The 18,907-nt window shown below is 69.2% G+C and carries 15 protein-coding genes; 7 read left to right on the top strand and 8 right to left on the bottom strand.

What is annotated here, in order from left to right; all coding sequences use genetic code 11:
* Nucleotides 1–717, bottom strand: a complete 717-nt coding sequence (locus ACIQTX_RS00665) for a transcriptional regulator (protein WP_105527069.1) — start codon at nt 715–717, stop codon at nt 1–3.
* 156 nt (nt 718–873) lie between these two features.
* On the opposite strand from ACIQTX_RS00665, the gene ACIQTX_RS00660 reads away from it, so the two are divergent.
* From ACIQTX_RS00660 to ACIQTX_RS00645, 4 genes are read left to right on the top strand one after another with little or no spacing between them, the layout of a single operon-like run.
* Complete coding sequence (locus ACIQTX_RS00660; RefSeq protein WP_105527068.1) at nt 874–2,232, top strand: MFS transporter; 1,359 nt, start codon at nt 874–876, stop codon at nt 2,230–2,232.
* A gap of 5 nt (nt 2,233–2,237) precedes the next feature.
* Nucleotides 2,238–3,488, top strand: a complete 1,251-nt coding sequence (locus ACIQTX_RS00655; RefSeq protein ID WP_402967569.1) for an alanine racemase — start codon at nt 2,238–2,240, stop codon at nt 3,486–3,488.
* An 8-nt stretch (nt 3,489–3,496) separates the two neighbouring features.
* Nucleotides 3,497–5,086: an amidohydrolase family protein gene (locus tag ACIQTX_RS00650; RefSeq protein WP_402967566.1), complete on the top strand. Its 1,590-nt coding sequence runs from the start codon at nt 3,497–3,499 to the stop codon at nt 5,084–5,086.
* 23 nt (nt 5,087–5,109) lie between these two features.
* The gene (locus tag ACIQTX_RS00645) at nt 5,110–5,493 is read left to right on the top strand and encodes a RidA family protein (RefSeq protein ID WP_105527066.1); all 384 of its coding nucleotides are present in this window, start codon (nt 5,110–5,112) and stop codon (nt 5,491–5,493) included.
* Between the two features lie 172 nt (nt 5,494–5,665).
* Here the strand turns inward: ACIQTX_RS00645 and ACIQTX_RS00640 are convergent, their stop codons facing one another.
* The 6 genes from ACIQTX_RS00640 to ACIQTX_RS00615 form a co-directional block, all read right to left on the bottom strand.
* Complete coding sequence (locus ACIQTX_RS00640; RefSeq protein ID WP_028501359.1) at nt 5,666–6,433, bottom strand: ABC transporter permease; 768 nt, start codon at nt 6,431–6,433, stop codon at nt 5,666–5,668.
* On the bottom strand, nt 6,430–7,209 hold the full coding sequence (locus tag ACIQTX_RS00635) for an ABC transporter ATP-binding protein (protein ID WP_402967561.1): 780 nt from the start codon (nt 7,207–7,209) through the stop codon (nt 6,430–6,432). Before ACIQTX_RS00635 ends, ACIQTX_RS00640 begins: the two co-directional genes overlap by 4 nt.
* Nucleotides 7,206–7,577 carry a DUF1048 domain-containing protein gene (locus tag ACIQTX_RS00630; RefSeq protein ID WP_028501361.1) on the bottom strand — a complete coding sequence of 124 codons (372 nt, stop codon included), beginning with the start codon at nt 7,575–7,577 and terminating at the stop codon, nt 7,206–7,208. The genes ACIQTX_RS00635 and ACIQTX_RS00630 overlap by 4 nt, the downstream gene beginning before the upstream one ends.
* A 2-nt stretch (nt 7,578–7,579) precedes the next feature.
* Nucleotides 7,580–7,939: a PadR family transcriptional regulator gene (locus tag ACIQTX_RS00625; protein WP_402967557.1), complete on the bottom strand. Its 360-nt coding sequence runs from the start codon at nt 7,937–7,939 to the stop codon at nt 7,580–7,582.
* A gap of 153 nt (nt 7,940–8,092) precedes the next feature.
* Complete coding sequence (locus ACIQTX_RS00620; RefSeq protein ID WP_105527063.1) at nt 8,093–8,731, bottom strand: response regulator transcription factor; 639 nt, start codon at nt 8,729–8,731, stop codon at nt 8,093–8,095.
* Nucleotides 8,719–9,951 carry a sensor histidine kinase gene (locus ACIQTX_RS00615; protein WP_402967553.1) on the bottom strand — a complete coding sequence of 411 codons (1,233 nt, stop codon included), beginning with the start codon at nt 9,949–9,951 and terminating at the stop codon, nt 8,719–8,721. Before ACIQTX_RS00615 ends, ACIQTX_RS00620 begins: the two co-directional genes overlap by 13 nt.
* A 108-nt stretch (nt 9,952–10,059) precedes the next feature.
* Between ACIQTX_RS00615 and ACIQTX_RS00610 the strand changes: the two genes are divergently transcribed.
* Nucleotides 10,060–10,827 carry an ABC transporter ATP-binding protein gene (locus ACIQTX_RS00610; protein WP_402967550.1) on the top strand — a complete coding sequence of 256 codons (768 nt, stop codon included), beginning with the start codon at nt 10,060–10,062 and terminating at the stop codon, nt 10,825–10,827.
* The gene (locus ACIQTX_RS00605; protein WP_402967547.1) at nt 10,827–13,346 is read left to right on the top strand and encodes an FtsX-like permease family protein; all 2,520 of its coding nucleotides are present in this window, start codon (nt 10,827–10,829) and stop codon (nt 13,344–13,346) included. The genes ACIQTX_RS00610 and ACIQTX_RS00605 overlap by 1 nt, the downstream gene beginning before the upstream one ends.
* 85 nt (nt 13,347–13,431) lie before the next feature.
* Here the strand turns inward: ACIQTX_RS00605 and ACIQTX_RS00600 are convergent, their stop codons facing one another.
* Nucleotides 13,432–13,785 carry a hypothetical protein gene (locus ACIQTX_RS00600; protein ID WP_402967544.1) on the bottom strand — a complete coding sequence of 118 codons (354 nt, stop codon included), beginning with the start codon at nt 13,783–13,785 and terminating at the stop codon, nt 13,432–13,434.
* Between ACIQTX_RS00600 and ACIQTX_RS00595 the strand changes: the two genes are divergently transcribed.
* Entirely contained in the window at nt 13,748–18,859 is a 5,112-nt protein-coding gene (locus tag ACIQTX_RS00595) for a beta strand repeat-containing protein (RefSeq protein WP_402967541.1), read from the top strand. The two genes, ACIQTX_RS00600 and ACIQTX_RS00595, sit on opposite strands and share 38 nt — an antisense overlap.
* Nucleotides 18,860–18,907 lie beyond the last annotated feature (48 nt).

Here is an 18,907-nt window from a genome sequence, read left to right as displayed (position 1 = left end):
TCATCGTGTTCTGGCCTCGTCGAGGTACGAATATGCGGTCACCCGTGAGATGCCGAGCCGCTTCGCGATGGCCTCCACGGACTTGCGCATCTGCGTGGCTCCGCGCTGATCCAGCCGCTCCAGCACCGTGATCTTGTCGTCGCGCGACATGCTCGCGAGCGGCCGCCCGATCTCGCGGATGGCCTCGGTGATCATGGAATCCATCACCGACACGAGGTCTGCTCCGAAGTGCTCTTTCGGAGCATCCGCGGGCACGGGCGAGGGCAGGAGCGCGTCGAGTGTCTTGCGGGCGAGCAGCAGGGGGCTGAGGTCGACGTTCACGCACAGCGACGCGATGATGTCGCCCGCGCCATTGTGGAAGTAGACCGAGGAGCAGCGGAGTTCCCGCCCGTCGCTGGTGTACCCGGTGTATCCGAAGGCGTCGTGGTTCCCCCGCCGGTCCTTCAGCACGTCCAGGCCGAGCGAGGTCGACGGTCCGCCGACGGCTCGCCCTGTGACGTGCCCGTTCTCGATGGCCATGATCGTGTGACCGAGGTCGACGTCGGTGCCGTCGAGGTTGTGGAGCACGACCTCGACGGTGGGCCCCGCTGCCGTGGCGAGGGCGCGCAGCACCGGTCGATAGAGGCGGAGGACCTCTTCGGCACTCTCGTACGTCTCCCGCGCGAGGTCGTCGGCCAGGGCTGCGACCGCGTTCTCTGCTGTCGTCGATGTCGGCATTCTGTGACTCCAATCCGGAGCAACGATACAGGCGTACAAAAAATACGGGGGATAGACAGATTGTCTATTTCGCTGTTAGTTTATCCACGCCCAGACGATCCGTCGAGGCCGACCGCAACGGATGCGGGCGCGCATCAACCGAGCAAGGAGCCCCGGATGGCCACTGTCGCCTCATCTGGTCTGACCCCGAAGCAGCGCAAGACGATCGCCGGTGGTGCGATCGGAACGCTCATCGAGTACTACGACTACTACCTGTACGGTCTCGCCGCAGCTGTCGTGTTCCCCGCGGTGTTCTTCTCCTCGAACGACCCGCTGATCGCCGAGCTCAACTCGTTCGCCACCTTCGCCGTCGGGTTCTTCCTCCGCCCCGTCGGCGGGATCATCTGGGGCATCGTCGGTGACCGCAAGGGCCGCAAGGTCGTGCTGATGAGCACGGTCATCGGCATGGGACTCGCGACGACGGGCATCGGGCTCATCCCCTCCGACCAGGTGATCGGGATCGCCGCACCGCTGCTGCTCGTGCTGTGCCGGCTCTTCCAGGGCTTCTTCGTCGGCGGTGAGATGGGCGGCGCGGCCACGATGGTCGTCGAGGCGGCGCCGACCGGCAAGCGGGGACTCTACGGTGCCTTCCTCATCAGCGGTGCGGGCATCGCCAACGTGGTGTCGGGCGGTCTGATGGCAGGTCTCGGCCTCGCCCCCGAATCGTGGTTCCTGCAGTGGGGCTGGCGCATCCCGTTCGTCTTCTCGATCGTGCTCGCGATCGCCGCGGTGCTGCTGCGTCGCCAGCTCGAGGAGTCCGACGCCTTCACCGAGACCCAGACGCTGCTCCTGGCCACCACGGGCAAGAAGCCCAACCCGCTCGTCGAGGCGTTCCGGCACCCGAAGAACGCGATCATGGGCATCCTGATCGGCCTGCCGCAGTCGATCGCCGGCTATGTGGTGCTCACCTACGGTCTCGCCTACATGCTGGCCGACAAGGACATCCCGGTGTGGTTCGGTTTCGCCGGCACCATGCTCGTGGGGCTGCTGCAGATCGTCGTCGCCCCGTTGTGGGGAGCGATCTCCGACCGCATCGGCCGCCGCACCGTCTACATCATCGGCTGCCTCGGCTTCGCGGCCATGGTCTACCCGGCGTTCATGCTGTTCGACACCGGCAACATGTGGCTGATCTGGCTCGGGCAGATCCTCGGCTTCGTCGTCTTCGGCGTGGCCATGCAGGCGACGCTCTCGACGATGCTGGTCGAGATGTTCGACCCGGAGGCGCGCACGACCGGTGTCAACATCGGGTACCAGTTCTCCAACACCTTCGGCGGCGGCCTCGCTCCGCTCATCTGCACCGCGTTGGTCGCAGCCGCAGGAGGCGCGTTCTGGCCGGTCGTCATCTATGCGGCTGTGATCTCCGTGATCGGCGTGATCGCCACGCTGGTGGCATCGATCCAACCCGATGTCGAAGGCGCCGGGCGTCTGCATGAACTGCGCACGAATGCTCCGGTCGAGACGGGTGCCTCACGATGACGCAGATGGATGCCGAACTCCTCACCGCACGCGACAAGGGCCTGCCCATGCGCGCGGTGGGCCTGACCGCCGCGCAGTTCCTCGCCACGGAACCACGGCTCGACGAGTTCTGGACTCCGCTGATCGTGCTCGATGACGCGGCGATGACGGCGAACGTCGCCACGATGGCGCAGTGGTGCGCCGAGCGAGGTCTCGACCTCATGCCGCACGGCAAGACCACCATGGCGCCCGCGTTGTGGAAGCGGCAGACGGAGGCAGGAGCGCTCGGGATCACGTTCGCGACCATGGGGCAGGTCCGCACGGCTCGCGACCTGGGCGTCGACTCGGTGATGCTCGCGAACGCCGCCGTCGATCGGCCCGCGCTGGCGTGGCTGGCGCAGGAAATGGCGGATCCGGACTTCCGGTTCGTGTGCTGGGCCGACTCGGTCGCGACGGTCGAGGCGATGGAGGAAGCTCTGCTCTCCACCGGGACTCCGCGTCCGGTCGATGTCTGCGTCGAGCTCGGCGGCGCGGGCGGTCGCACCGGCGCGCGGTCGATCGAGGAGGCGGTGCGCGTGGCTGAGCGCATCGCCGCATCGTCGGTGCTGCGCCTCGCCGGGGTGGCCGGATACGAAGGAAGCCTCGCGCATGATCGCTCCGCCGCGGCTCTCGTGGCCGTCCGCGCGTACCTGGAGTCGCAGCTCGAACTGCACACCGCGATCGCACCGCTCTACGACGGGGGCGAACTCTTCGTGACCGCCGGGGGCAGCGCGTACTTCGACGTCGTCGCCGATGTCTGGGGAACGGCCGTGCGGGATGGCCGCACGCGTTTCGTCCTCCGCTCCGGCGCCTACATCGTGCACGACGACGGGTTCTACCGCGGCATCTCGCCTTTCGACGAGGGGGCCGCGCAGCCGGAGACCTCACCGCGTTTCGTGAACGCGATGCACGGGCTCGCTCGGGTCGTGTCGGCTCCGGAGCCCGGACTGGCGCTCGTCGATGCCGGGAAGAGGGATCTGCCCTACGACGAAGGCCTCCCGATCCCGCGCTCCTGGTCCACCGGAGTCGCCGGCCCCTGGCGGCCGCTGCACGGCGAGGTCTCGGCGATGAACGATCAGCACTCTTACGTGCGCTCGGAGCAGCCTCTCGCGATCGGCACGGTGGTGCGTCTCGGACTGTCGCATCCGTGCACCGCCTTCGACAAGTGGCGCGTGCTGCCGGTCGTCGAATCCGCCGACTCCGACGTGGTCATCGCCCTCGTCCGCACCTACTTCTGAGGAGTGCCGTGAAGAATCGGGTGGTCCTGCGCGGCGGCTCCGTCGTCGATGCGACGGGGCTCGTGCGCGCCGACGTCGCGATCGAGGACGGGCTCGTCACGGAGGTCGGCCGTGTCGACGCCCGTCCCGGCGATGACGTGCTCGACGCCTCCGACCGCCTGGTGCTTCCCGGTTTCATCGACGCGCACTCCCACACCGACGGCCTGCTGGGCGACCCGGATGTGGCGCTGACACTGCTGAGGCAGGGCGTCACCACCGTCATCGCCGGCCAGGACGGTGTGTCGTACGCGCCGGGCAACGGCGAGTACGCCTCCGAGTACTTCGCCGCCATCAACGGGACCCACCCCACCTATCGGGGCGGAGGTGTCGACGCGTATCTGGCATCCGTCGACGGAACCTCAGCCGTGAACGCGGGCTATCTCGTGCCGGCGGGCACCGTGCGCTTCGAGGTGTGCGGCCGGAAGGGCGGCCCGGCATCCGACGAGGAGTGCCGGCGCATGCAGGAGCTCGTCGCGCAGGGGATGACCGACGGCGCCCTCGGCCTCTCGACAGGCCTGGACTACACGCCCGGCATCTTCCAGGACGCCGCCGAGATCGCCGCCCTCTGCGAGCCGGTCGCTCGGGCCGGCGGCGTGTACGTCACGCACATGCGCGGAGGATACGAGGCGAACGCCGCTGCCGGCATGGCGGAGATCGCCGAGATCTCCCGCCTGGCCGCCGAGCACGCAGGGTCGAGTCTGCCCGTGCACGTCTCGCACTTCCATGCCGACGCCGACATCGTGCTGGATCAGCTCGATGCGCTCGATGCCGCAGGGGTGGATGCGACCTTCGACGCCTACCCCTACACCCGCGGCTGCACGCTGCTGGGCATGCCGCTGCTCCCACCCGAGGTATCGGCGCTGCCCGTGGCGGAGGCGGTCGCGGTGATCGCGGACCCGTCTCGCCGTGCCGAGCTGCGGGAGCTCTGCACCCTGCGGGCGGAACGCAGCGCCAGCCTCGGCCCGGAGTGGGCGGACATGATCACGCTCGCTCACCTCGCCGCGCCCGAGTCGGCCTGGGCGCACGGGCTCACGCTGCGCGAGGCGGCGGCCCGTGCCGGCGTCGCCCCGGTCGACTTCGCACTCGACGCGCTCGCCGCCTCCCGTCTGGAGTGCAGCGCGGTGATGGCTGTGCGCAGCCCGCGCTCGGGCGCGGAGCTCGCCCGAATCTTCCGTCACCCCGGGCACATGGGCGGCTCCGACGGCATCTTCATCGGCGCCCATCCGCATCCGCGTGCCGCCGGCTCGTTCTCGCTGTTCCTCCGCGAACACGTGCGCGAGCGGGCGACCTGGACCTGGTCGGATGCGGTGCACCACCTGTCGACACTGCCTGCCCGGCGCTTCGGCCTCGGACGCCGAGGCGCCGTCGAGGCGGGCGCGGTCGCCGACCTCGTGATCGTCGACCCGGCGACGGTCGCCGATACCGCCACCTACGAGAACCCGCGCGGGCGCGGTGTGGGCATCGACGACGTGTTCGTCGGCGGCATCCGCGTTCTCGCCGACGGCCGCCTGACCGGTGCCCTGCCGGGCCGCGGGCTCCGCCGCGCACCCCAGACCTGAATCGTCAACGAAAGGAAAGAAAGATGCCGAAGACCGGATTCTACGCAGACGGGGCGCCAACGCCCGCCGGCCCCTACAGCCACGGCGTGGTCGCGAACGGATTCCTGTACACGGCGGGTTTCGGCCCGCAGGACGCGGCGAACGACCATGCCGTTCCCGAGAGCGTCGGCGATCAGACCCGGCAGGTGCTCCGGAACATCCAGAAGGTGCTCGCCGTGCACGGGCTGACCACGGACGACGTCGTGAAGTCGACCGTGCACCTGCAGGATCTCGCCGACTTCGCCGAGTTCAACGAGGCCTATGAGGAGTTCTTCACCGCGCCGTACCCCGTGCGCACGACCGTGGGCTCTCAGCTGGCGAACATCCTGGTCGAGATCGACGTCGTCGCAGCTCTGCCCCAGGCCTGACGTCGCGCCTTCAGGCGGTCGGTCGGGCGGACTTCGCCCTGCTGGGAGGAGCATCCGCGCGAGAGTCTCCTCCTGATACGGAGTTCTCCGCCCGACACCCCGCCGAGCGCGGCGAAACGCCCCGGCCGGGTCGAATGACCCGGTCGGAGCGTCCCGTCTCGCTGGGCGAAGATCAGCTGACCTTCTTCCGGTAGGAGATGATCGCGAAGACGTAGGCGACCACGAGGATGCCGACGCACCAGGCGAGAGCGACCCAGATGTCGTTGCCGACGGGCTTCTCGGCGAACAGCGCCTGGATGGTGTTGACGATCGAGGTGACCGGCTGGTTGTCGGCGAACCACTGCACCGGAGCCGGCATGGTGTCGGTCGGCACGAACGCCGAGCTGATGAACGGCAGGAAGATCAGCGGGTACGAGAACGCGCTCGCGCCGTCGACCGTCTTGGCGTTCAGGCCCGCGATGATCGCCAGCCAGGTGAGCGCCAGGGTGAACAGCATCAGGATGCCGATGACTCCGAGCCAGGCCCAGAAGCTCGCCCCGGTGCGGAAGCCCATCAGGAATCCGACGCCGAAGATGATCGCCAGGGTGATGGCGTTCGCCGTCAGGGAGGTGAGCACGTGTGCCCACAGCACGCTCGATCGGGCGATCGGCATGGAGTGGAACCGCTCGAAGATGCCGCTCTGCATGTCGGTGAACAGCCGGAACGCCGTGTAGGCGATGCCGGATGCGATCGCGATGAGCAGGATGCCGGGGAGCAGGTAGTTCACGTAGTTGTCGGTGCCGGTGCTCTGCTGGAGTGCACCGCCGAAGACGTACACGAACAGGAGCATCAGCGCGATCGGGGTGACCGCCGTGGTGATGATCGTGTCGGGACTGCGGAAGATGTGCCGCATGGAGCGGCCGGTGAGTGTCGCCGTGTCGGCGGCGAAGTGCGTGGTCATGCTGCGTCCTCCTTCTTTTCCGAGGCCTTGGGGCCGATGAGGGTGAGGAAGATCTCCTCGAGGGTGGGCTGCTTCTCGACGTACTCGACCTTCGCGGCCGGAAGCAGGCGCTTGAGCCCTGCGAGCGTGTCGTTGGCGATGATGCGGCCCTCGTGCAGGATCGCGATGCGGTCGGCCAGCTGCTCCGCCTCGTCGAGGTATTGAGTGGTGAGGAGCACCGTGGTGCCGGTGTTCGCGAGTTCCTTGACCACGTCCCACACCTCGATGCGGGCTTCGGGGTCAAGGCCTGTGGTCGGCTCGTCCAGGTAGATGACCTCGGGGTGTCCGACCAGGCTCATCGCGATGTCGAGCCGGCGACGCATGCCGCCGGAGTACGTGCCGACCTTGCGGGCGCCGGCATCCGTCAGGCGGAACTTCGCCAGCAGGTCGTCGGCGACCTTTCCGGCGTCTGGCAGGTGCCGCAGCTTCGCGACCAGCACGAGGTTCTCGCGTCCGGTGAGGATCTCGTCGACCGCGGCGAACTGACCGGTGAGGCTGATCAGCTCGCGCACGCCGACCGGGTTCGCGGCGACATCCACACCCTGCACGGTCGCCGTGCCGGCGTCCGACTTCAGCAGGGTGGAGAGGATGCGCACCATGGTGGTCTTGCCGGCGCCGTTCGAGCCGAGGAGGGCGAAGATGCTGCCCCTCTCGACCTCGAAGTCGACGCCGCGCAGCACGTGCAGATCTTTGTAGGACTTCTCGATGCCGCGCACCGAGATGGCGGGGTTCGTCATGACTCGTTCTCCTTCTTCTTCGCGTCGTCGAACGCCTTGATGAGGCGCGTGCGCTCCTTGTCGATCCACTGCCGTCCGCCGTACGCGGCTGCGTAGTTCTCGGCGAACTCGACGGGGTCATCGCCGACGATCGCGCTGACGGGCGTGCCGTCGATGGCGGCGCGCTCCCACAGATCGGCGATGTCGAGGAACATCTGCACGATGGTGTCGCCGTCGGTGACGCCGCCGTAGTACATGTTGTAGCGCTGCTGGGCCTTCGCCACCTCGCGGTACGGCTCGGGCAGGGCGTTGATGCGGGCCTGAGCCTGCTTGTACTGCTTCTTCTCCTCGAGCGATCCGGTGATTGCTTCGATCCACTTTGCGGCCATGATCAGTTCTCCTTGTTCGGGGTGGTGCTGTTGTCGGTGTTGGTCTGCTTCAGCTGTGCGATGTGCTGCGCGAGGAAGTCCCAGGTCTTCCAGAACTCCTCGAGCTCCTGCTGGCCCTGCGCGTTCAGGGTGTACACCTTGCGGGGCGGCCCCTTCTCGCTCGGGACCTTCTCGACGTCGACGAGGTTCTTCTGCTCGATGCGCACGAGGAGTGCGTAGATCGTGCCCTCGGCGATGTCGGTGAACCCGTGGTCTCGGATGCGTGTGGTGATCTCGTACCCGTATGCCGGCTGCTCGGCGAGGAGGGCCAGAACGATGCCCTCCAGAGTGCCCTTGAGCATCTCGGTCATCTGCTTGCCCATCAGGTCCTCCTTTCGTTTCGGTTGGTACTCAGTGTTGCTGGGTACCGGTACAAAGTAACACTGAGTACCGGTACTTAGCAACACCGAATACCAAACTTTTCTCGGAGGGATTCGGTGGGGCCGATGGGCCTCAGGAGAGAGGCCGAGACGCCGTCAGCTGCGCAGGTACGCGAGGACGGCGAGTACGCGCCGGTGGCCGCTGTCACTGGAGGCGAGGCCGAGCTTGCCGAAGATGTTGCCGATGTGCTTGCTCACCGCGGTCTCGGTCACGAAGAGCCGCCCGGCGATGGTGCCGTTGTCGAGGCCCTCTGCCATGAGGCCGAGCACTTCGCGTTCGCGCGGTGTGAGCGTCTGCACCGGGTCGTCGGCGCGACGCCGGCTCATCAGCTGCGAGATCACCTCGGGGTCCATCACCGTGCCGCCGGCCGCCACTCGGTGCAGGGCATCGATGAAGGCCGCGACTTTGCCGACGCGCTCCTTGAGCAGATAGCCGAGTCCGTCGGCCCCGGCCGCCAGCAGCTCACCGGCGTAGCGGTCCTCCACATACGCCGACAGCACCAGCACGGGGAAGCCGGGGCGGCGAGCACGGGCTTCGGCCGCGGCCTTCAGCCCCTCGCTCGTGAAGGTCGGCGGCATCCGCACATCGACCACCGCGGCATCCGCCTCATCGAGTCGGGCGAGAAAGTCGACGGCGTTGTCGACGGCCGCCACCACCTCGAAACCCTCGCTGCGCAGCAGCAGGGCCAGACCTTCGCGGAGCAGTGTGTCGTCTTCGGCGATCACGATCCGCATGGCAGCTCCGCTCTCAGGGTGGTGGGTCCGCCGGCCGGACTCGTCAGATCGAGGGCGCCCTCGAAGGCTTCGATGCGGCGACGGATGCCGGCGATACCGCCGCCGGGGCGCTCGACGGCGCCACCCACCCCGTCGTCTTCTACCTCGATGATCAGAAGCTCACCTTCGCGAGCGGCCCGCACCGCGGCGTGCGTCGCCTGGCTGTACTTGCTGACGTTCGTGAGGGCTTCGGCCACGACGAAGTAGCTGGCCGACTCGACGGCAGCCGGCACCCGTCCGACCTCGTCCGTCTCGATCGTGCAGGGCACGACGCTGCGCCCGGCGAGGGATGCCAGAGCGCCCTCCAGTCCGAGCTCGTCGAGGATCGGCGGATAGATGTCGTGCACGGTGCGGCGGAGTCCTGCGAGCGCATCGGTCGCGGCATCCTGCGCTCGCCGCAGCGGTTCGAGCACGTCGCCTCCGGTCTCCTGCGCGCGCTCGGCGATCCCGAGCATCATCACCACGTTCACCAGTCGGTTCTGCGCACCGTCGTGCAGGTCGCGTTCGATGCGGCGCAGCTCGGCGGCATGGGCGTCGAGCGCGGCAGCGCGGCTGAGCGTCAGGGCATCGACGCGGGCGGCGAGACGTGACTTCTCGGGGGTGGCGAGCAGCTTCGCCGACACGAACGACACCAGGCGTGCGACGGCGGGGATGAGGAAGAGCGCGAGGATCGCATAGGCCACAGCGAGCAGCGGCATCGTGGCCGCGAGTTCCCAGGACGTGACGGGATACACCGACCCGACGGGGTCGTCAGCGGGAGCGAACTGCCAGTAGTAGGTGACGGCGAGGGTGTTGACCGCCGCGACGGGCAGCGAGATCGTCAGCAGTGAGACGAACAGCACGGGGAGTCCCTGAACCGCCAGCCACAGCACGTCGCGACCGGTGGCGCGCGAGAGTGCGAAGCGCAGCCGGGAGTCGATGGTCGAGTCCGGCGCGAGCACCCGGCCGATCGGTGTCAGCTCCGCACCCCGGTAGGCGCCGACCCTGCGACGGTTCACATCGGTCCACCAGTGCAGCCCCCGCACGGCTTCGGGCATGAGCAGCACGCCGCCGGTGATGACCATGAGCGGGAGCAGGGCGATCCCGAGGCCCAGGAACACCACCGAGACGATCGACACCCCAGCCTCGACGGCCAGATATCCCCACGCGCGCAGCCAGCGTCGCATCCGTCCGTCCTTCACTCTCACAGTCTGCCCGAGCGGTCAGGGCCGCACGGTATAGCCAGCACCACCATCGATGCGGCAGGAGGCGGGATGGGACGCCGAGACGGGCGTCCCTAGCGTCGAATCATGACCTTCACACCACATGCTCCCGCCGTCGATGCGCGGCCGACCGAAGCACTGCGCCTGCAATCCGTCGTCAAGACCTACGGCGCAGGCGCCACTCGCGTGACGGCGCTGCGGGGCGTCGACCTCGCCATCGCGAAGGGCTCGTTCACCGCGATCATGGGGCCATCGGGCTCGGGCAAGAGCACGCTCCTGCACAGTGCCGCGGGCCTCGACCGGCCGAGCAGCGGCACCGTGCACCTGGGTGGAACCGAGATCTCGGGGTTGAAGGCTCGCCAGCTCACGGCCTTCCGGCGCGACCACGTCGGCTTCGTGTTCCAGGCCTACAACCTGCTGCCGGCCCTGAACGTCGAGGACAACATCACCCTGCCGCTGCGCCTGGGCGCTCGGCGGCTCGAGGCGCAGTGGCTCGACTTCCTGCTCGATGCCGTCGGTCTGACGGAGTTCCGCCATCGACGCCCGTCCGAGCTCTCCGGCGGGCAGCAGCAGCGAGTGGCGATCGCCCGCGCCCTCATCACGCGGCCGCATGTCGTGTTCGGCGACGAACCGACCGGTGCGCTCGACTCGCGCTCCGGAAAGCAGGTGCTCGACCTGCTCGCGCACACGGCGAGAGAGCTGAACCAGACGGTCGTGGTCGTCACGCACGACCCGGTGGTGGCGTCGCACGCCGACCGGGTGATCTTCCTCGCGGACGGGGCCTTCGCCGGGCATCTCGACGGCGGCACCGCGCAGCAGATCACCGATCGCATGAGCGCGCTGGGGGAGTGGTGATGGCGGAGCAGCTGGGTCTCGGCCGACTCGTCCGCGCGGATCTTCGTCACCACCGCGGGAGCTTCGTCGGGGTGGCGGTCGCGGTGTTCGTCGCGAGCGCGCTGGTGACCGGCCTCGGAGTGCTCGTCGAATCCGGCATGCGCGGGGGTCTGGCGCCCGAGCGCTATGCCGCAGCAGACGTCGTGGTCGGCGCGTCGCAGCAGGTGGATGTACCGGAGGATCTCCCTGTTCCCCTGCGGGAACGCGTGCCGCTGCCCGCCGATGCGGTGCGCGACATCGCCGCCCTTCCGGGAGTCGACCGCGTCGTCGTCGACGTGACGATTCCGCTCGCACTGCAGGGTGCGGATGCGGGCGGCTCTGCCGCGGTCGAGGCGCACCCCTGGTCGGCCACCGCGTTGACCGGCTTCGAGTTGAACGAGGGTCAGGAGCCTGCCGCGGCCGACGAGGTGGTCGTCACGGCCGGTAGCGGTCATGCTGTGGGCGACACGGTCGTGCTGACCCATGGCGGCCTCCCCTCGGAATACCGCGTCGTCGGCGAGGTCACAGCGCCAGTGGCACCGGAGCGGGCGACGCATGTGTTCCTCAGTGAGCGGCGCATCCACCAGCTCGACCCGCATGGAGGGGCCGCGCAGGCACTCGGCGTGTTCGTCTCCGGGGCGGATCCGGAGCAGACGGCGACCGCGATCCGTGAGACCTTCCCCGGCCTGATCGCCCGCACGGGAGACGCCCGCGGCGACGTCGAGTTCCTCGACTCGGGTGCTGCACGCTCGACGCTCGTGGCCATCGGCAGCGCCTTCGTCGGCACCTGCATCCTCGTCGCGATGTTCATCGTGGCCGGCACGCTCTCGCTCTCGGTGCAGTCGCGTCGCCGTGACTACGCGCTGCTGCGGGCCGTCGGGGCGAGTCCCGCCCAAGTGCATGCGCTCGTGGCCCGTGAGGTGCTGTGGGTCGCGGCCGTCGCGGCGCTGCTCGGCATCGTCCCCGGGTATCTGCTGTCGACCGTGCTGCAATCGGCCTTCGTGGCCGGCGGTGTGATCCCCGGCGACTTCGCCCTGGCCACAGGTCCTCTCCCCGCGGTCGGTGCGGTGCTGCTCGTGCTCGCCTCCGCCTGGGGTGCGGCGCGTATCGCAGCGTCTCGGGTCGCGAAGCTCGACCCGGTCGAGGCGCTGCGCGAGTCGGCGACGGGCGCTCCGGCCATCGGCCTGCCGCGCATCATCACCGGAATCGTGCTCGCCGCCGCGGGGATCTCGGTCTCGACGGTGCCGCTCGTGGTGCGCGGGCAGATCGCCGCCGGAGCCGCAGCGGGCGCGGCCATGTTGCTGATCATCGCGCTCGCTGTGCTCGGACCGTGGCTGGTGTCGCTGAGCGTCCGACTGATCGGGACGGTGCTGCGCCGGCTGTCTTCTGCGGGCTTCCTCGCCTCGGCGAATGCTGCGGCGAACAGCAGGCGTCTCGCGTCGGCGATCCTGCCGATCGCTCTCGGCATCGGGTTGGGACTCGTGCAGATCGGGGCGCCGTCGATCATCGCCGCGGAGGCGGCCGCGCAGGCCACAGCAGGCGTCATCGCCGATCTGCGCGTGACGGCGCCGACGGGGCTCTCGCCTGAGGTCGTCGACGAGATCCGCTCCACCGCAGACGTGACCGAGGCCTCGGGAGTCGCTCTCAGCACGGCGGTGCTCGATTCACACGACCTCGAGGGCAAGCTGGAGCGCGCGGAGCATGTGCTGCAGGGCATCGATCCGGGGCACATCACGAGCAGCCTCGATCTGCGCGTGCGCGAGGGGTCACTCGCCCAGCTCGGCGGCACCTCGACGGTGGCGGTGAGCACGGATGCCGCTCAGAGCCTCGGCGTGGGCATCGGCGATTCGGTCGTCGGGCACCTCGGCGACGGTACCCCGCTCGAGGCCACGGTCGTCGCGGTGTACGAGCGGGGTCTCGGCTTCGGCGACCTCACCATGGCCGCCGATGCGGTCAGGGCCCACACCACGGCCGGCCTCGATGCCTTCGCGCTCGTGGCGGTCGACGAGGGCGCGACGGACGAGGTCCGGGCAGCGCTGAGTGCGCGTGGTCTGCTCGTGAGCGACGGATCGGGGCAGGAGGCAGCGGGTGCCGGAGCGCAGTCGCAGCAGGGGTGGGTGAATCTCATCGCGCTGCTCGTGATCCTCGGCTACATCGCGATCGCCGTGGTGAACACCCTCGTGATGGCGACGGGCGAGCGCTCTCGCGAACTGGCGCTGCTGCAGCTGATCGGCGCATCTCGAGGGCAGGTGCGCGCGATGATGCGGATCGAGGCGGTGCTCGTCGCGGTGATCGCCATGGTGTTCGGCGTCGTGGTCGCGATCCCGCCGCTCATCGGCGTGAGCATGGGCATCTCCGGGCAACCGCTGCCCGTGCTGCCGGTGGTCGGCTCGTTGGCGATCGTCGGTGCGATGGGTGCGCTGGCCCTGGTGGCGATGTGGGTCGGGACGACCGCGACGATGCGCACACGTCCGATCGACGAGATCGGTTCGCGCCAGTAAGCCGCGTCGGGAAGGGGCGCACCGGAGTCATCGGTGCGCCCTTTTTCGCATGGGGCCAGGAGACAGGGGTCGGTGGGGTCGTGAGTCAGGGGCCCATGGGGTCATAGGTCAGGGTCCACGGGGTGAAAAGTCGGGGTGATTTCTCCGGGATCGGCAGGATCACGCCTCGGGGTCCGGGCAGGCTGGCGATGGCCCGGACCGAGATCACCATGCCCGAATGGTGCTCGGCGGTCGCCTGAGGGGGCGGGGGCTTCCGTGCGCGAATGCGCGCCGGTGAAGCGATGAATGGGGAGACAGTCATGGCGTTTCGTGTTGCCCGCAAGGACCACACATCCGATGGCCTTCCGTCCGAGCGGCACAGCCGCTGGCGGAGCCGTGCGAGAAAGCTGATCGGAGGCGCCGTGAGCACGGCGCTCGTCGCCTCGTCGATGGTCTTCATCGGCGGGACGCTGACGGCCGCTCCGGCGGCAGCGGCTGATCCGTTCCTCTGCACACCGGGAGCGGTGTACGTGCAGAGCGCCACCGAGGTGCGCGAGTTCGTCGTGAACGAGCAGGGTGGCGCGCCGGGCGACGGTGGCACACTCGGCGGCACCACCCTCGGTGTCGACCACTCCAACAACGCCCTCGGAATCTCCTCCAGCGGCCAGTACGCCTACACCGTCACCAACGCCGCCGGCTCGAAGGTGCTCGCCAAGCACGACCGGGTCGCCGACGTCACGACCCGCACCTCGTTCACGCTGAACTCGTCGGTGCTGCGCGGCGCCGTGCACCCCGACTCGGGCGTCTACTACTTCGCCAGCGGCACGGTCAGCGGCGCCATCAACCTGTACGCGTGGAACGAGAGCGTCACGCCGCAGACGTACGTGCAGGTCGGAACGCTCCGCCCCACGGCCGGCAGCAGCGCCTTCGGTGCCAACGGAGACATGGCCTTCAGCGCCTCTGGTCAGCTCGTCCTGGTCGCGGACAACTTCATCTACTCCGCCGACCTCCCCAAGACCCTCGAGCCGAGCACCGCCACCATCGAAGCCAAGCAGGTGCACGACATGGGCGCGGGCGTGCAGGGCAACGGCATCGCGTTCGGAAACCTCGGTCACATCTTCGTCTCCGTGTCCGGGGGCGGAAACCGCATCATCGAGGTCGACCTCCCGCGGGGACAGACCGTCAACACCACCTCGCTCGGGAGCTTCGCGCCCACCGACATGTCGAGCTGCACGTTCCCGAACACGCTCACCCTGAAGAAGGACCTCCCCGGGGGTCGTCAGGCCGGCACGGACCAGTTCGCGCTGCGCATCCAGTCGCCCGCCGGCTACCAGGTCGCGCAGACCGACGCCACCACGCGCGGAGAGCGCACCGGGCTCCAGCCCGACTACGCGGGACCGGTGTTCACCAACCAGGGCGACACCTTCCAGCTGTCCGAGTCGGCATCCGGCACGACCGATCGCACCCGCTACGCCGAGTCGCTGGATTGCGTGCAGGTGAACCCCGACGGCTCCACCACCCCCGTGGCGGTGACCGCTTCCGGTGAGGTGAAGCAGCCCGCGGGCGCGCACGGCACCGACGTCACCTGCACGTTCACGAACGTCCGCCTCGTACCCGGCCTCGCTCTGCGCAAGACGTCCGATCCCGCCGATGGCCTCGCCGTGCATGCCGGCCAGCGCCTCACGTACACGGTCGAGGCCGAGAACACCGGAAACACGGTCCTCGACCCCGTCCGCGTGAACGACGACCTCTCCGGCGTGCTCGCTTTCGCCGAGTATCAGGGAGACATCGCGACGAAGATCGACGGTTCCCCCGTCGCCTCCGGCGCCGCGACCGTCACGGGCGACGACCTCGCCTGGACCGGTGCGCTCGAGCCCGGTCAGGTGCTCACCGTGACCTACTCGGTGATCGTCGACGCCGGTGTCGAGGGTGAGCGGATCGCCAACAGCGTCACCGCCTCGGGCACCCCGCCCGGCACTCTCGCTCCGCCCGTTCCCCCGACCGTGACCACAGAGCACCCCGTCGCGGGCTTCACCGTCGCCAAGACCTCCGCCCCCGCCGCGGGATCGGTCGTGGAGCCGGGCCAGACCATCGAGTACACGGTGACCGGGACCAACACGGGCGCCACCACGCTGAACCCCGCGTCGGTCGCCGACGACCTGTCCGGTGTGCTCGCGCACGCCGCCTACAACTCCGACATCTCGACCTCGGTCGCCGGCACGCCCCTCACCACGGGCGCTGCGACCATCACCGGCGACGACCTCGCCTGGACCGGCGCACTCGCACCAGGGCAGGCCGTGACGATCACGTACTCCGTGACCGTGGACGCGGACGCCTCGGGGGAGATCCTGAAGAACTCCGTCACCGGCACCGCGACCCCGACCACCCCGAAGCCCGGTGACCCCGAGGGGCCGGAGGTGCCCGGCGAGCCGATCTTGCCGCCGACGGTCACCACCGAGCACCCGGTCATCGGTTCGGGCTTCACGATCAGCAAGTCCGCCGACCCGGCATCGGGCACGGCCGTCTCTGCCGGCGACACCGTCACCTACACGATCACCGGCACCAACACCGGTGACACCGACCTCGACCCGGCCCGGATCGTCGACGACCTCTCAGGTGTGCTCGACAGCGCCGGCTACAACGACGACGTCACCGCCGACCGTGGTGCCGTCACCGTCACCGACAGCACGCTGACCTGGACGGGCGGCGTTCCCCGCGGTGAGTCCGTCACCATCCGCTACTCGGTGACGGTCGACGCCGGCGTCCAGAAGGCGCTGCTGCACAACGTCGCCACCGGCACGGCCACACCGCGGATCCCGGTCGACCCGGCCGACCCCGACAGCCCCACGACCCCCGGAACCCCGATCGTCCCGCCGGCGGTGGAGACGAACCATCCGGTCGTCGACAACGGCTTCGAGGTCTCGAAGTCCGCCGACCCCGCCTCCGGCACCGCCGTGCGTGCGGGTGACACGATCACCTACACGATCTCCGGCGTCAACACCGGCAACACGGTGCTCGATCCGGCGACCATCGTCGACGACCTGTCTGCCGTGCTCGCGCATGCGCAGTACGGCGGCGATGCGACGGCCTCGACCGGCGCGGTCGTTGTGAACGGCACCACGCTGACCTGGACCGGAACGCTCGCTCCCGGCGCGCGTGTCGCCATCACCTACACGGTGACGGTCGATGCGGATGCGACCGGCGTGCTGCTGCGTAACACCGCCACGGGCGAGGGGACCCCGCTCATCCCGACCGACCCGACGGATCCGGGCAGCCCCACCACTCCCGGCACTCCGGTGACGCCGCCGCCGTCGACGACCGAGCACCCGGTCGCCACCCCCGGCTTCACCATCATGAAGTCGGCCGACCCTGTGACGGGATCACGCGTCGACCCCGGCAGCGTGATCACCTACACGGTCACCGGTACCAACACGGGTGACACCGTGCTCGACCCGGCCTCGATCGCCGACGACCTGCGCGGTGCGCTGGCTCACGCGTCGTACAACGGCGACGTGGAGGCCACCCGCGGCGACGTCACCGTGGCACGCGGTGACCTGGAATGGAGCGGAGTGCTGCGCCCCGGGCAGGACGTCGTCATCACCTACTCGGTGACGGTCGATCCGACCGCCGGCGGCGAGACGATCGCCAACACCGCGACCGGCACGGCGACTCCGCTGATCCCGACCGATCCCAGCGACCCCGGCAGCCCCACCACGCCGGGTACGCCGATCACCCCGCCGCCGTCCACCACGGAGCACCCCGTCAACGAGCCCGGTTTCGCGTTCGCCAAGACGGTCGACCCCGCACCCGGCACGGCTGTGGATCCCGGCGACGTTCTCACGTACACGCTGACGGCCGTCAACACCGGTCAGACCGCCCTCGACCCGGTCGACATCACGGATGACCTGTCGAAGGTGCTGCCGTACGCGTCGTACAACGACGACGCGGCCGCGGTCATCGCCGGGCTGCCTGCCGGCGCGGTGGCGCTCGACGGCGCGAAGCTCAGCTGGTCGGGCGCCCTCGCGGTCGGTCAGACCGTCACCGTCACGTACTCCGTGACGGTGACAGCCGACGGCGTGGGATCCGTGCTCGAGAACAACGCGAGCGCGACCGCCACCCCGCCAGGTGGCTCGGTCATCACCCCGCCGCCCGGGATCACCACGAACGCCGTCAACGTGCCCGGATTCTCGGTGTCGAAGAGCGCCGATCCGGTAGCGGGCACGGCAGTCGACCCCGGCAGCGTCATCACCTACACCGTGACCGGCGTGAACACCGGTGAGACGGTCCTCGATCCGGTCGCGATCACGGACGACCTCTCCGGGGTCCTCGCGCACGCCGACTACAACGGCGACGCGACCGCCACGGTCGACGCGGCCGCGACGACCGCTCCTGTGGTCGCGGGCGACCGACTGGCCTGGGAAGGAGTTCTCCAGATCGGCGAGACCGTGACGATCACGTACTCGGTCACCGTGCACGCGGATGCGGGTGGCACGACCCTCGAGAACTCGGCTTCGGGCTCGGCGACACCTCCGGGCGGCGTGCCTCCGATCGAGACGCCTCCCGCGACGACCGTGCATCCTGTCAACGAGCCCGGCTTCGAGGTGCGCAAGTCGGCCGACCCCGCCTCCGGCACCCGGGTCGACCCCGGCAGCGTCATCACCTACACGGTGACCGGTGTGAACACCGGTGAGACGGCGCTTTCGCCGGTGAGCATCAGCGACGACCTGTCGGGTGTTCTCGCTCACGCCGCCTACAACGGCGACGCCACGGCGAGCGTGGTCGACGGATCCGCTCCGGCTCCTGTCGTCGACGGTGACGAGCTCACCTGGACAGGTGCGCTCGCCGTGGGGCAGCGCGTCACGATCACCTACTCGGTGACCGTGAACGGCGACGCGGGTGGTGCGACGATCGCGAACAAGGTCGCCGGCACCGCAACCCCGCCCGGTGGCGGGGAGATCACACCTCCGCCCGTGACGACCGAGAACCCGGTCGGCACCCCGGGATTCACCTTCGTCAAGACCGCCGATCCCGGTTCGGGCAAGGCCGTCGCCACGGGAAGCGTCGTCACCTACACGCTCGTCGGCACGAACACGGGCGAGACGGGACTGGACCAGGTCGTCATCACCGATGACCTCTCCGGAGTGCTGTCGCATGCCGATCTCCGCCCCGGTGCGACCGCGGTCGTCGGCGACGGCACGGCATCCGCACACACGGTGGCCGCACCCGTGGTGGACGGCACGCAATTGCGCTGGTCGGGCAGCCTCGCCGAGGGCGAGAGCGTCACGATCACGTACTCCGTGACCGTGCACGCCGGCGCGGCAGGGGCGACGCTGCGCAACGCGGCCGTCGGCACGGCTACGCCTCCGGGTGGTGAGACCATCACGCCGCCGACGAGCTCGACCGAGAACCCGGTGCTGACGCCGCTCGCCCTCACCGGTGGATTGCTCGCACCGTGGGTGCTGGCGCTCGCGATCGCTCTGCTGCTCGGCGGTGCCGTGCTGCTGATCGTGCGTCGACGCCGCTCGCAGGCCTAGCGGTCACAGGAAAGGCCTCGTCCGTCACATGCGACGGACGAGGCCTTC

Source organism: Microbacterium sp. NPDC090281 (genome assembly GCF_044769635.1).
Lineage (GTDB): Bacteria > Actinomycetota > Actinomycetes > Actinomycetales > Microbacteriaceae > Microbacterium.
This window is presented reverse-complemented; position numbering and strand designations above follow the sequence as displayed.

Excerpts from the sequence above, each read along its gene's own strand:
- ACIQTX_RS00610 (WP_402967550.1), top strand. The coding sequence starts at position 10,060 with ATGACCTTCACACCACATGCTCCCGCCGTCGATGCGCGGCCGACCGAA.
- ACIQTX_RS00630 (WP_028501361.1), bottom strand. The coding sequence starts at position 7,577 with ATGGCCGCAAAGTGGATCGAAGCAATCACCGGATCGCTCGAGGAGAAG.
- ACIQTX_RS00625 (WP_402967557.1), bottom strand. The coding sequence starts at position 7,939 with ATGGGCAAGCAGATGACCGAGATGCTCAAGGGCACTCTGGAGGGCATC.
- ACIQTX_RS00645 (WP_105527066.1), top strand. The coding sequence starts at position 5,110 with ATGCCGAAGACCGGATTCTACGCAGACGGGGCGCCAACGCCCGCCGGC.
- ACIQTX_RS00620 (WP_105527063.1), bottom strand. The coding sequence starts at position 8,731 with ATGCGGATCGTGATCGCCGAAGACGACACACTGCTCCGCGAAGGTCTG.
- ACIQTX_RS00660 (WP_105527068.1), top strand. The coding sequence starts at position 874 with ATGGCCACTGTCGCCTCATCTGGTCTGACCCCGAAGCAGCGCAAGACG.
- ACIQTX_RS00635 (WP_402967561.1), bottom strand. The coding sequence starts at position 7,209 with ATGACGAACCCCGCCATCTCGGTGCGCGGCATCGAGAAGTCCTACAAA.
- ACIQTX_RS00665 (WP_105527069.1), bottom strand. The coding sequence starts at position 717 with ATGCCGACATCGACGACAGCAGAGAACGCGGTCGCAGCCCTGGCCGAC.
- ACIQTX_RS00640 (WP_028501359.1), bottom strand. The coding sequence starts at position 6,433 with ATGACCACGCACTTCGCCGCCGACACGGCGACACTCACCGGCCGCTCC.
- ACIQTX_RS00655 (WP_402967569.1), top strand. The coding sequence starts at position 2,238 with ATGGATGCCGAACTCCTCACCGCACGCGACAAGGGCCTGCCCATGCGC.
- ACIQTX_RS00605 (WP_402967547.1), top strand. The coding sequence starts at position 10,827 with ATGGCGGAGCAGCTGGGTCTCGGCCGACTCGTCCGCGCGGATCTTCGT.
- ACIQTX_RS00600 (WP_402967544.1), bottom strand. The coding sequence starts at position 13,785 with ATGAAGACCATCGACGAGGCGACGAGCGCCGTGCTCACGGCGCCTCCG.